This window comes from Aeromonas sp. FDAARGOS 1408 (genome assembly GCF_019048665.1).
Classification (GTDB): Bacteria; Pseudomonadota; Gammaproteobacteria; order Enterobacterales; family Aeromonadaceae; genus Aeromonas; species Aeromonas dhakensis.
Genome location: NZ_CP077394.1, coordinates 2,866,736 through 2,879,735, shown reverse-complemented (window position 1 = coordinate 2,879,735; position 13,000 = coordinate 2,866,736). Strand labels below are relative to the sequence as shown.

Here is a 13,000-nt window from a genome sequence, read left to right as displayed (position 1 = left end):
TCGTGATTGGAGAGTCAAAAAATGTCCCAGCTCGAGGTGGCGCTAGCCGAGATCAAGCGCGGAGCGGAAGAAATTCTGGTGGAAGAAGAACTGGTCGCCAAGTTGAAGGAAGGGCGCCCGCTGCGCATCAAGTTGGGGATGGACCCGACGGCTCCCGACATTCATCTGGGTCATACCGTGATCCTCAACAAGCTGAAGACCTTCCAGGATCTGGGCCATGAAGTGATCCTGCTGATCGGTGACTTCACCGCCATGGTGGGGGATCCCTCCGGCAAGAACGCCACCCGTCCGCCGCTCTCCGAAGAGGCCATCAAGCACAACGCCCTCACCTATGCCGAGCAGGCGTTCAAGATCCTCGACCCGGCCAAGACCCGCATCGAGTACAACTCGACCTGGCTGAGCGAGCTGGGCGCGACCGGCATGATCAAGCTGGCGGCCAAGCAGACCGTGGCCCGCATGATGGAGCGCGACGACTTCAAGAAGCGCTACAGCAACGGCCAGTCCATCGCCATTCACGAATTCCTCTATCCGCTGCTGCAAGGCTATGACTCGGTCGCGCTGAAGGCGGACGTCGAGCTCGGCGGTACCGATCAGAAGTTCAACCTGCTGATGGGCCGCGAGCTGCAAAAAGATGCCGGCATGGCGACCCAGTGCGTGCTGATGATGCCGCTCTTGGTGGGTCTGGACGGCGTCAAGAAGATGTCCAAGTCCGCTGCCAACTACATCGGCGTACACGACGCCCCGGGTGAGATGTTCGGCAAGATCATGTCCATCACCGACGATCTGATGTGGAACTACTACGAGCTGCTCTCCTTCCGTCCGCTGGCTGAAATTGAAGAGTTCAAGGCAGGCATCGCCGCCGGCACCCTCAACCCGCGCGACGTGAAGATCTGGCTGGCCAAAGAGATCATCGCCCGTTATCACGATGAAGCTGCGGCCGAAGCGGCCCACGAAGACTTCACCCAGCGCTTCTCCAAGAACGCCATTCCGGACGAAATGCCGGAAGTCGAGCTGGCACTGGAAGGCGAAGGTCTGGCCATCGCCAACCTGCTCAAAGACGCCGATCTGGTGGCCACCACCTCCGAAGCGCTGCGCATGATCAAGCAGGGCGCGGTGAAGGTTGACGGCGAGAAGCTGGAGGATGGCAAGGCACTCATCGGTGCCGGCACCGCCGTCTACCAGGTCGGCAAGCGCAAGTTTGCCCGGGTGACCGTCAAGTAAGTCGCTAGCCCCTGGCGCCGCCATAAGAAAGGCCTCCCTTGCGGAGGCCTTTTTGTTGGCTCATTTCTGCTGATAGGGATCAGCCCTCTGTTTTCAGGAAGTTGCGATAGAGCATGTAGAGGTGGGCCGAGCTCCAGCTGAAGTTGCTGGCCCCCTGCATGGCGCCGGTCTCCGGGTTGTAGTTCTCGCGGATGGGGCCGCTGCCCGCCAGCCCCTCGGCGTTGGCAAACAGCTTGTTGACGAGCTGTTGGGCATCGCTGCGATAGCCGTAGTTCTCCAGCCCCTTCACCCCGAAGTAGAACTGATCCAGCCAGACCCGGCCGCGCCAGTAGATGTCGGGGTCGTAGGCCGGGTTGGTCAGCGCCGCCGTGCCGAGCGGCACCCTGGTGTTGAACTCCTGGGCATTGAGCATCACCTCGCGCACCCGCGCCGCTTTCTCTTTGTCCGCCACCTCGGCCCATAGCGGGCTCCACCCTTCCGGGCCGCGGCCGCGGGCGGTCAACAGCTTGCCGACGCAGCCGTTGGCGTCGGGCAGATCCCCCTGGGCTATCTGGCGGTCGTAATAGAAGCCGGAGGCCTCATCGAACAGGCAGCTGTTGATATAGCCGGCCAGCTGGCTGGCCCCTTCGCGGTAGCGGCTCGCCTCGTCAGGCTTGCCGAGCAGCTCGGCCATGTCGGCCAGGATGCGTTTCTCCTTGGCGAGGAAGGCGTTGAGCTCCACCGACTCCTGATCGATGGAGAAGCCGATAAGGCTGCCGTCGTCCTGATGGTTCTCGAAGAAGAAGACGTTCCAGTCCTGGCGCGCCCTGGCCAGGTCGCCGCCATAGGTCTTGTCGGCATAGCGCTTGAGCTGATCCGGCTCGATAAAGCCGAAGCGGGCGGCGTTGTCCATGCCGGACTCCCAGCCCGCGCCGTGCTGGGCGCCGATATCCATGTCGGCGTAGCCGCCAACGCTCAATACCTGCTGATAGAGTGCCATGCCGGCGCAGCCATACCAGCCATCTCCCTCATCGGTACAGCTCGACAGATCCAGCCCGACCGGTGCCCCCGTCGGGTACTGCACCTTGAAGGTGATGTTGCCGAACTCGTCGTTGTGTTCGACGTGGCGGGTGGCGCCATATTCGATGATGCCGTTGCGGTTGTTGTCCCGCGCCCGGTACCACCAGTCGTGATAGGCCTGGATCTTCGGATACATCTCGGCGATGAAGGCCTTGTCCTGGGTGGCGCTGTAGATCTCCCAGATGGCCCAGGCGGAGAGGGGCGGCTTGGTGTCCCGCTCGTTCCAGTTGCCGCCGTCGCCACCGCGATCGGCGAGCTTGTTGTAGAAGACGGCGTCGATCACCATGCCGGCATCCTGTGGCCGGACCGGGTCATCGGCCTGGATCTGGTAGTCATACATGGCGCGCACGTTGTTCTTGGCTACCTCGGGGTTGAAGTGGGCCATGGCGTAGGCGTGCTTCCAGCTGTCCCAGGCCCAGACCCCGTCGAACCAGCGAGCGGTGTTGGAGGGGGTCACCCCGTCGTGCAGGATGGCACCGGCCGGGGAGCGCCAGTTGCCGTTGAGGGTCTCCATCGCCTTGACCGCGATGCGCCGCTCCGATTCCGGGATCCCCTGATTGGAGAGGCCGCGCGCCAGGTAATCCTCCCAGCGGCGGATGGAGTCGTCGAAATGGCTGGCGGGGTCGGCCAGCAGCGCCTGGCGGCTCTGTTCGAAGCGGTCGGCGTCAGCACTGCTGTGGACATAGCTCTGCAGGGTGTAGATATCCTGCTGCCCCTTGGCGGCCAGGGTGAGGCTGGCCTCGCTCACGTAGCCGAGCCCCTGCTCGTCGAGGGTGGTGCGACTGGGCAGGGTGCGATCGATGCGGTAGCTGGCGCTGCCGCTCTGCATGATGTTCCAGGTGCTGCGCAGCTTGCCGAACTGGAATGCCACGCCGCGCTCGGTCTGGCTGATGGTGCGGCTCCAGGCGGGGTACTGCTCGGCGACCGTCTTGTTGGCATCCCACTGGTTGAGCAGCTCCCCCTGCCAGCTGAGCTTGAGGGTGAGGGGGGCATCGGTGTGGTTGATGAGGCGGGTACGAACCAGCGCAGTGCGGGCGTCGCCGTAGCGCAGCTCCAGCTCCAGAGTGAAGGGTTCGAATTCGAAGCGCTGCACCAGGGCCCCCGGGATGGCGTACAGCGCCTGCTTGCTGGCGCTGGTGAGCGGGAAGACGCGGCCGCTCTCGTCGCTCAGGGTCAGCTTGTCCAGCTCGCTGGCGAAGAACAGGCTGTACTCCTCGGCGATGACCATGGGGCCGGTAAAGCCGCCCCACTCGCTGTCGCTGGCGGGCAGCAGGAAGCCGTGCCAGGCGCCGAGATCGAGCAGCGGGTTGTATTTGAGGTTGGAGTAGCTGTCAAAGTCACGGAACTGGCGCGGGGTGCCGCTGCGGTCGATCACGTTCTGATACTGGTTCGCCAGGGTGGCGCTGGGGGCGGCCGGGCTGCTGGAGTCATTGCTGTTGCAGGCAGTGAGGCCGAACAGGGCGACGCTCAGGGTGACGGATAGTAAACTTTTACGAAACATCTCTCGCTCCAATGACAGTTTTTGTAGGTTAAGTAAGGTGTTTTTTAGTGCTTGTTTTAGTGAAAGCGTTTGCGATAGCCATTATAGGGCGATTTAGACGGGATTGTTGGCGCTGCGTCACAGTGCAGGGGGGGCTGGTGTGAGCCGGATCACCCGGTTACACGAGGTTACATAGCTTGATATTTTAGTAACTATTTACTTGTCTGGCGGCAGCCAGCGAGAGGGAGGAGGGGCAGGTGCGCAGGTATTGATAGGGGGTCAGGCCGAACTCCTGCTTGAAGCGGGCGGCGAAGCGGCTGGGGGAGTCGTAGCCACAGGCGAGGGCCGTCTCCAGCGGTGCCAGCCCCTGCTGCAACAGGGTGAGGGCGTGGCTCATGCGCACCTGGGTCAGCAGCTGGCGAAAGCTGCGCCCCTCGGCGGCCAGCTTGCGCGCCATGGAGGCGCGGCTCATGGCGAAGTGCGGTGCCACCCCCTCCAGGGTGTGGTCGGCGCCCGGCTCCACCCCGAGGTAGCGGGCCAGCCGCTCGCCGAGGGTCATGGTGTGGGCGGGAAACAGCAGGTCGAGCCCGCCGGCGGCCTGCAGCTCGGCATAGAAGCCCTGCAGCAGCTGGGCCTGGGTGGCCTCATTGAGCCGCCGATCCGCCATGGAGCAGACCAGCTCGAAGCAGAAGGCCAGCGCCGGGCTGACCGCCAGGCGCGGCTCCCTGAGCGGGCCGGTCTGGGCGGTGCTGAGCCATTCGACGGGGGGCGGGGTCAACAGGGTCAGCGCGCGGGAGCGAAACTTGCCCTGCTCCGGCTGGTTGACGAAGGTGAGCTGGTGACCGGCCGGGATCAGCAGCCAGCTCGCCTGGTCGAACGCCAGGCGCTTCTCCTGCCACCACAACTGCTTGTGACCCTGCTCCACCCAGATGATGGTGGGGGCGTAGATGAGCACCCGGTGCAGCGGCTGCTGGCGGATCCCGAGATAGTGGTGCAGTTGCAGCAGCGGCGTGCTCATCCGGCTGGCTCCTAGGGGGTGACGAAGGTGGCGGTCAGGGTGGCCTTGCCAAGAGCCATGCTGTTGAGCATGTAGCCTACCATGGCGGGCGGGGTGTCTGCCTTCACCTCCAGGGCCTGGGGCAGGGCCCAGGCGGTAAACTGGTAGCGGTGCATGCCGTGGCCGGCGGGCGGGCAGGGGCCGCCGTAACCCTGGTTGCCGAAGTCTGTTTTCAGCTCCAGCCCCTGCTTGAGCTTGCCCGAGGCGTTGCTCGGCAGCTCGCTCTGACTGGCCGGCTGGTTCACCACCAGCCAGTGCCACCAGCCGCTGCCGGTGGGGGCATCTGGATCATAGGCGGTGATGGCGACGCTCTTGGTGCCGGCCGGCAGGTCCTGCCAGCTCAGCTGGGGCGAGCGGTTGTCGCCGCTGCAGCCAAAGCCGTTGAAGCTGAAGGCCTTGTCCATCAGCTGGCCTTCGTGGATGTCGCTGCTCTTCAGGGTCATGGCACTGGCGGGCAGGGCTGCCACGCACAGCAGGGAGAGCAGGGTGGTACGCTTGGCAATCTTCATGGTGAGGCTCCTCGGTGGATGATGGGATCAGTCTAGCGAAGAGGGGGAGAAGGTGAGTGACCAAACCGCTCAAAGCGGTCGTCTTGCCGCCATGATATGAGTTGTTGTGTTGATTGCTGGTGAGCGCTGCGAAAGCGCGGTGGTGCCCTCGGGCATAAAAAAACCGGCATCATGGATGCCGGTTTTTTACTGTGCTGACAGCTGGTCGCGCGACTTAGCGCAGGATCATCTCGTCACGGCCTGGGCCGACGGAGACCATCGGAACCGGTACGCCCAGCAGCTCTTCGATGCGCAGTACGTACTGCTGAGCCGCTTTGGGCAGCTCGGCGAAGGTGCGGCAGCCGGTGATGTCTTCGCTCCAGCTTTCCATCACTTCGTAAACCGGCTTCAGACCGGCAGTTTGCGGCCAGATCGGGTTCTCGGTGTGGGCACCTTCGTAGGCGACGCAGATCTTCAGATCCGGCAGGCCGGTCAGGCAGTCCAGCTTGGTCAGCGCCACTTCGTTGGCAGCCTGCAGCTCGACACCGTTCTTGGTGGCGACGGCGTCGAAGTAGCCGACGTCACGGGGACGACCGGTGGTGGCGCCGAATTCGTTGGCGATCTTGCGGAACTCGTCCTGGTTCTCCATGGCGGTCAGCAGGGTGCCGGTACCGACGGAGGTGCTGAACGCCTTGGCGACGGCGATGACGCGCTCGGGACGCAGACCCGGCAGGCCGCCACCGATGCCGGCATAGGCGCCGGAAACGTGGGAGGAGGTCACCCAGGGGTATTCGCCGTAGATCAGGTCACGGCCGGCGCCCAGCTGGGCTTCGAACAGCAGGGTCTTGCCTTCGGCCTGCAGCGCTTTGAGCGGCATGCTGACGTTGCAGACGGAGTCGATCCAGGGGGCGGACACTTCCAGCAGCCAGTCGGCCATCTCCTGGGCGGTCTGGTTGAATTCGAAGGTCGGGTAGAGGGCCTTGAGCTGCGGCAGTTTCCAGTCGAGGAAGAATTGAATGCGCTCGACCAGTACTTCCGGCTGCTTCAGCCAGCCGACCAGGATCGCTTTCTTCATGACGCGATCGCCGTAGGCCGGGGCGATGCCCTGACGGGTGGAACCGTAGGCGCCGTCGCCCAGGCGCTGCTCTTCCAGGGTATCTTCCATGGCGTGCAGCGGCAGGCAGAGGGTGGCGCGATCAGAGATGGCCAGCTTGGGAGTGACGCCGGAGGCTTTCACTTCGTCCAGCTCGACGGTCAGTTTCTCGGGGCTGATCACCATGCCCGGGCCCAGCACGACCAGGCAATCCGGGTTGAACACACCGCTCGGAACCTGGTGCAGCTTGAAGGTGCCAAGGTCGTTGACGACGGTATGGCCGGCGTTGTTGCCGCCCTGGAAGCGAATGCTGGCGCCGGCTTGGCCTGCCAGATAATCCACGATGCGGCCTTTGCCTTCATCACCCCAGTTGGCACCTACGACTACGATAGACGACATGACTCTTTCTCCTAAGACGTTAGGCGATCATCCTAGGAGGCTCAGGAGGATTAGAAAAATTAATTATCTTTATAATTCCGATAAGAGAGTCATATAATTAAGGTGAATTTATCGGCAAACTGCCCCCTCTGCCGTACCGGCATCCCCGTCAGGGGCCTGTGCGGCCGTGGCGGCACAAGAGGATCCCCATGCTGGACATCCACTGGCTGCACACCTTCGTCACCCTGGCTCGGCTGCAGCACTTCGGCCAGACCGCCACCGAACTGCACATGACCCAGCCCAATGTGAGCCTGCACCTCAAGAATCTGGAGCAGGCCACCCGGGTCAAACTCATCGAGCGCAGCCCGTTTCGGCTGACCCAGGCCGGCGAGCGGCTGCTGCAAAGCGCCGAGCGCGCCATCGCCGAGCTGCAGCTCTGCCAGTCCGATCTCAACGCCCTCAACCAGCTGAGTCAGGGGACGCTGGCCATCGCCGCCAGCGACATCATCTCGCGCCTGCTGCTCATTCAGCCGTTCCAGCGCTTCAAGCAGGAGTTCCCCGGCATCGACCTCACCCTGTTCAATACCACTTCGGATCAGGCGGCTGAGCTGGTCAAGGCGGGCAAGGCGGATCTGGGTTTCGTGATGGCGCAAAAGCGCAGCGAGCCGCTGTTCTACACCGAGTTGCAGCAGGTGACCTGGTGCGCGCTGGGCCACGGTCTCGCCCGCTGGCAGGCGCGGGCGCAGGCGGGGGAGAGCGATCCCCTCGACGAGCCGACCCTGATCCTGCTGGGGCACGACACCCGTACCCGGGCGCTTATCGACCCCTCTTTGCCGCTGCTCGGTCTGCCCAGCTGTCGCATCATGGAAGTGGGCAGCGTGGACGCCCAGCTTGACTGGGCCGAGGCGGGCTTCGGGGTGGCCATAGTGCCGGACTTTTCCATTCACCCGCGGCTCAAGCTGACCGCCCCGGTGACCCGGCTCACCGATTTCCCCGGCACCAGCTTAGGGTATGTGGTGCGCCAGAACCAGGTGCTGTCGCGCGCCATCAAGCAGCTGCTGCACTGGGTGGAGCAGGAGATCCAGCGCCCGGCGCCGTTGCCGGACGCCGGGGCGTGAGCCCAGCCAATATCGAAACAAAAAGAGGCCACCCTTGGGTGGCCTCTGTCGTTGTGGTTGTTTGGCGGTCTTACTGGGCAGGCGTGCCCTCTGCGGTCGGTGAGGCGCCGCTTGGTGCGGCCGGTGCCGGTGCTGTCGATGCCGGTTCGGCGGGGGCCGGTGAGGCAGGTTGTGCCCCGCTCACCACGGCAGAGGGGCTTGGCGCAGCCGTGCCGGTCAGCGTGCCGCCCTGCTCCACGGCGGCCCCTTCGAGCACGCTACTCGCACCCGGCTCGGTGGTTGTGGCTGCCGAGGGGGTCGGCAGCAGGGCACCAGGCGTCTGCCCGGAGGAGGTGGCGGGCGTGCCTTCCGGGGAGGGGGCGCCCGTCTCGCCGGCAGCTTGCTTCGCTTCCTCACCGGCGGGGTGTGCCACCTCGGTGGGCTGCGCCGCTGACGTTGCCAGGGCCTCCGAGGTCGCCGGAGCCGGGCTCAGGGTCTCGGGCAGCAGGGTGGGCGGAGCATCCGCCATGCCGGTGTGGCGCGGCACTTCCGCCTCACCCAGCATTCCCTCCAGGGTGAGCTGGGTCAGTGCCGGGTGGAGGCGGGTGAACTGCTTGAGACGGCCGCTCAGCACGTCGCGCACGGTGCGCACCTCGCCCTCTGGCAGGCTGGCCAGTGCCACCAGCTCGGCGGTGACGGCGAAGGTGTTGATCCCGCTGGTCTGGCCCGGATAGAGGTTGGCGCCGATGCGGCCGCGCTGATAGTAGGGGTGCTGCTTGAGCAGCCTGTCTATCTGTTCCCCCTCGATGGGGATGAGGCGCGCCTTGCAGCGGCCGGTGAGATCGCCGATGGCCTGATTGGGGTGGCCCGCCACCACGAAGGCGGCGTCCAGGGTACCGTCACAGAGCCCCTCCAGCCGGTTGTTGGCCGCGGCTGGGATGAGGGGGGCAAAGCTCTTGGCCTGCCAGCCCATGGCGTCCAGCAGAGCCTGGCTGGTGACCCGCTCCCCGGAGCCCGGGTTGCCGAGATCGACCCGCTTGCCTTCGATGTCGGCCAGGGTGTTGATGTTGCTGTTGGCGCTGGCAAGCAGGGTCAGCGACTCCTGATGGAGGCGGTAGAGGCTGCGCAGCTGATCGGCGGGGGGCTGGCCCTGGAAGGGGCCCGTGCCGTGAGCGGCGTGATGCAGCACGTCCGACTGCACCAGCGCCAGCTGGATGTTGCCCTGCGCCAGCGCCTTCAGGTTGGCGAGGGAACCTGAGGTACTCTGCACCGAGCAGTGCAGGCCGTGGCTGCCGCTCTCTTCATTGAGCAGCCGGCAGATGGCGCCGCCGGTCGGGTAGTAGACGCCGTTCAGCGGCCCCGTACCGATGGTGAGATAGGTGGCGGCCTGCAGGGGCAGGGTCAGGGTTGCTGCCAGCCAGGGCAGGGCTCGGCGCAGCCGGATGGGCAGAAGGTGCAAGACGCGTTGGAACATAGTGAACCGGATCATTGGCTGATAAAAAGGATGGGTCAGCCCCATCCCGGTTGGCATCGGGCCGTTACCCGCAAGAGGGCGGCCGGTGCCGTGTTGGGTGGCCCCTGGCGCCCCGGGATGGCCGGGGTGGGGCGTCGCCAAAATATACCCTATTGCGTGCGGATACGGATCGGGTCGGACAGATTATATTGCGGGGTCGGCTGGCGCCGCCCCGCAGGGGCTCAGCGGCGAGCCAGGATGGCCTTCTCCATGCGGGCCAAGGCCTCGACGAGGCGAGCCCGGGTGCAGCCGAAGTTGAGCCGCACGAACTGGCCGTCGCCAAACTGGGCTCCGGGGGAGAGTCCCACCCCGGCCTGCTCGAAGAAGGCGATGGGATCGTCCAAGCCCAACGCGCTCACGTCGATCCAGGCGAGGTAGGTGGCCTGGTGGCGCGCCAGCTTGATGCCGGGCCAGCGGGCGACCGCCTGCTCGATCAGCGCCAGGTTGGCGGCCAGGTAGTCGAGCTGCTCGCTGAGCCACTGTTCGCCCCCTTCATAGGCCGCCTCGGCGGCCACGAAGCCCAGCAGGTTGACGTCGGCACTGATGCCGCGCATCGCCTGCTGCAGCTTGAGGCGCAGACGGGCATTGGGCACCACCGCGAAGGCGCAGCAGAGCCCGGCGATGTTGAAGGTCTTGCTCGGGGCCATCATCACCGCCGAACGCTCGGCCGCCGCCGGGCTGATGGCGCCGTAGGGGATGTGACGGGCGTCCTTGTCCAGCAGCAGGTCGCAGTGAATTTCATCGGAGCAGATCACCAGGTTGTGGCGCTCGGCGATGGCGTCGATGGCCAGCAGCTCCTCGCGGGTGAAGACGGTGCCGCCCGGGTTTTGCGGGTTGCACAGCAGCAGCAGATCCGCCGCCGGCGCCTGGCGTTCCAGCTCCTCGATATCCAGCACCCAGCGGCCGGCCTCTTCCACCATGGGCACGGTGAGCAGCGGCCGGTCGTTGAAGCCCGGCGCCTGCAGGAAGGGGTAGTAGACCGGCTTGGGGGTGATGATGCCACGCCCGTGCTGGCTCCAGGCCTTGCAGGCCAGGTTAAGACCGGGCACCACCCCGGGCAGAAAGACGAGCCACTCGGGCTGGATGGTCCAGCCATAGCGGCTGGCCAGCCGCGCGATGATGAGTTCGATTAGCCGGGGAGAGGGGCGGGAGTAGCCGAAGATGCCGTGGGCGACCCGCGCAGTGAGGGCCTCGACGACGGCAGGGGGGGAGACGAAGTCGGTGTCGGCGACCCACATGGGCAGCACGTCCTGTCCCTTGTACTTGTCCCATTTCAGGCTCATGGTGCCGCTGCGATCTATTTCCCGGTCAAAATCAAACATGTGAAATCCTTATGCTGGCCAGTGGGCTTTCACTGTACGGGGTCGGCGACGGGGTCGCAAGCCTTGAGGTGGCTCTTGATAATGACATAAAATAAGCGGCGCCATTTCATGCACTTGCCGAATTTTGGCCAGTTTTCTTCCCTCCAATCAGTGGTAATTCTATGCGCTTGTTGACTGCTGCCCGCAACAGGACGGATCCCGTCTCTCTCTCTTTTCTGGCCGTGACCTTCATGACCGGGGTGGCGGTGGCGCTGCAGGTGCCCACCCTGAGCCTGTTCCTGGCCGAGGAGGTGCAGGTGCGCCCTTTCCTGGTGGGGCTCTTCTATACCGTCAACGCGGTGATCGGCATCCTTATCAGCCAGTGGCTCGGCCACCGCTCCGACAACAAGGGGGATCGCAAGCGGCTGATCCTGCGCTGCTGCTTCGCTGGCGTGGTGCTCTCCCTGCTGTTTGCCTGGAACCGGCAATACTGGCTGCTGGTGAGTCTGGGGGTGCTGCTGGCGAGCCTGGCCGCTACCGCCAGCCCCCAGCTGTTCGCGCTGGCGCGTGAATACGCCGACAGCCGCAACAAGCGGGCCGACATGTTCAGCTCGGTGCTGCGGGCCCAGTTCTCGCTGGCCTGGGTGATAGGACCACCCATCGCCTTCGCGCTGGCCATCGGCTACGGCTTCGAGGTGATGTACCTCGCCTCCGCGCTGGCCTATCTGCTCTGCGCCTTCGTGGTGTGGCGCTGGCTGCCCTCGTTGCCGCTGCCGGTGATGGACAGCGAGGTGGAGCGGGTCAGTAGCTGGCGGGATCCGTCGGTGCGGGCGCTCTTTATCGCCTCCACCCTGATGTGGACCTGCAACAGCATGTACCTCATCAACATGCCGCTCTACATCACCCGCGAGCTGGGGCTGGAGGAGAAGCTGGCCGGGGTGCTGATGGGCACGGCGGCGGCCCTCGAGATCCCCTTCATGTTGCTGGCGGGCCACTACACCCAGCGTTTTGGCAAGCGCCCCATGATGCTGCTGGCGGTGCTGGCCGGGGTGGGCTTCTACGTGGGGCTGGTGACCCTGTCAAGCCAGCATGCCCTCATTGCGCTGCAACTGCTCAACGCCATCTTCATCGGCATCGTCGCCGGCATCGGCATGTCCTACTTCCAGGATCTGATGCCGGGTCGCACCGGGGTGGCGACCACCCTGTTCGCCAACAGCATCCGTACCGGCTCCATCATGGCGGGGGCGATAGCGGGGACTGTGGCGGAGATCTGGAGCTTTCACGGGGTCTTCATGGTGGCCATGGGGCTGGCACTGCTGGCACTGGCCGCCTGCTGGCGGGTGCCGAACGTCTGAAGCCAAAGGGGTGGGTCAGCCCCGTCTCACTGCCTGATGGCGGCGGGGGAGCGGGCTAGCGGTCGCTGTCGTCCTGATATTCGTTGCGCAGGCAGCGCAGCAGCAGCTCGGTGGCCGGGCCCAGGGCGTCGGCCGACGGGGTCAGCAGATAGGTATAGAGGTGGCGCTCGTTGCCACCGGCCAGATCCAGCGCCACCAGCTCGCCGCTCGCCAGCTCCTCCTGCACCAGGTGGCGCGGCAGCCAGGCATAGCCGAGGCCGAGCCTGAGCATGGCGATCACCTCGTGGTAGTGGGTCGCCTTCCAGCCGGTGTCGTCCGCGTCGTTCCAGTCCACCGAGCGGTGAATGGGGGGGTGAAGGCTGATCTGGTTGTGGCCGGCCAGCGCCTCGGCAGCGATGGCGCCGCCCTGGGTGGCGAGCGGGTGATCGGCCGCGCAGAGCGGCAGCAGACACACCTCGTCCAGCGGCAGACCGGTGCGATCATGGGGCAGGTGTTCGGAGAGCATCAGATCCCCCACCTGCAGGGCGTTGAAGTGGCAGTGGATGCGCTCGTGCAGATTGACCCGGCAGCCCCGGCTGCGGGGGTAGAAGTGGGCCAGCGCCCGATAGAGCCGCTCGCGCGGCTGCATCACCGACACATAGAGGTTGATCTGCGGCTCCCACTGCCGCTCCAGGTTGTTGGCCAGGTTCTCCAGCTCTTCCACCTGCTGGCTGAGCTGACGGGCCCGCTTGAGGAAGATCTCCCCCGCCGGCGTCAGCACCGCCTTGCGCCCTCTCACCTCCAGCAGGGCCACCCCCAGACTCTGCTGCAGCTTGGCTACCGCATGATTGAGGGAGGACTGGCTCTTGTTCAGCGCCTCGGCGGCCTGGGCGTAGCCGCCACAATCCACCACGGCCTGAAAGATCCGCCATTGCTCAAACGTGCTCTTGGGACGAAACATATCTCAACCTGATAAGGG

General features: G+C 65.1%; 10 protein-coding genes. 3 read left to right on the top strand and 7 right to left on the bottom strand.

Translation table 11 applies throughout. From position 1 onward, the window contains the following. Positions 1-21: 21 nt before the first annotated feature. Positions 22-1,221: a tyrosine--tRNA ligase gene (gene tyrS / locus I6L38_RS13100; RefSeq protein ID WP_010633247.1), complete on the top strand. Its 1,200-nt coding sequence runs from the start codon at positions 22-24 to the stop codon at positions 1,219-1,221. Between the two features lie 79 nt (positions 1,222-1,300). Here the strand turns inward: tyrS and ygjK are convergent, their stop codons facing one another. The 4 genes from ygjK to I6L38_RS13080 form a co-directional block, all read right to left on the bottom strand. After that, entirely contained in the window at positions 1,301-3,781 is a 2,481-nt protein-coding gene (gene ygjK / locus I6L38_RS13095; RefSeq protein WP_216988603.1) for an alpha-glucosidase, read from the bottom strand. Positions 3,782-3,965: 184 nt separating this feature from the next. After that, positions 3,966-4,778: a helix-turn-helix transcriptional regulator gene (locus I6L38_RS13090; protein ID WP_216988602.1), complete on the bottom strand. Its 813-nt coding sequence runs from the start codon at positions 4,776-4,778 to the stop codon at positions 3,966-3,968. An 11-nt stretch (positions 4,779-4,789) separates the two neighbouring features. Then, entirely contained in the window at positions 4,790-5,326 is a 537-nt protein-coding gene (locus I6L38_RS13085; protein ID WP_201885168.1) for a YbhB/YbcL family Raf kinase inhibitor-like protein, read from the bottom strand. Positions 5,327-5,540: 214 nt separating this feature from the next. After that, entirely contained in the window at positions 5,541-6,797 is a 1,257-nt protein-coding gene (locus I6L38_RS13080; RefSeq protein ID WP_005303296.1) for an adenylosuccinate synthetase, read from the bottom strand. Between the two features lie 188 nt (positions 6,798-6,985). On the opposite strand from I6L38_RS13080, the gene I6L38_RS13075 reads away from it, so the two are divergent. Then, positions 6,986-7,894: a LysR family transcriptional regulator gene (locus I6L38_RS13075; RefSeq protein ID WP_042049298.1), complete on the top strand. Its 909-nt coding sequence runs from the start codon at positions 6,986-6,988 to the stop codon at positions 7,892-7,894. A gap of 70 nt (positions 7,895-7,964) precedes the next feature. On the opposite strand, the gene I6L38_RS13070 is transcribed toward I6L38_RS13075, so the two are convergent. After that, on the bottom strand, positions 7,965-9,347 hold the full coding sequence (locus tag I6L38_RS13070; RefSeq protein ID WP_043171809.1) for a TAXI family TRAP transporter solute-binding subunit: 1,383 nt from the start codon (positions 9,345-9,347) through the stop codon (positions 7,965-7,967). A 221-nt stretch (positions 9,348-9,568) separates the two neighbouring features. Beyond that, positions 9,569-10,708, bottom strand: a complete 1,140-nt coding sequence (locus tag I6L38_RS13065; RefSeq protein ID WP_201882660.1) for a MalY/PatB family protein — start codon at positions 10,706-10,708, stop codon at positions 9,569-9,571. 161 nt (positions 10,709-10,869) lie between these two features. Between I6L38_RS13065 and I6L38_RS13060 the strand changes: the two genes are divergently transcribed. Next, positions 10,870-12,042, top strand: a complete 1,173-nt coding sequence (locus I6L38_RS13060) for an MFS transporter (protein WP_201882650.1) — start codon at positions 10,870-10,872, stop codon at positions 12,040-12,042. A 55-nt stretch (positions 12,043-12,097) separates the two neighbouring features. On the opposite strand, the gene I6L38_RS13055 is transcribed toward I6L38_RS13060, so the two are convergent. Further along, positions 12,098-12,982: a LysR family transcriptional regulator gene (locus tag I6L38_RS13055; RefSeq protein WP_017765055.1), complete on the bottom strand. Its 885-nt coding sequence runs from the start codon at positions 12,980-12,982 to the stop codon at positions 12,098-12,100. Positions 12,983-13,000 lie beyond the last annotated feature (18 nt).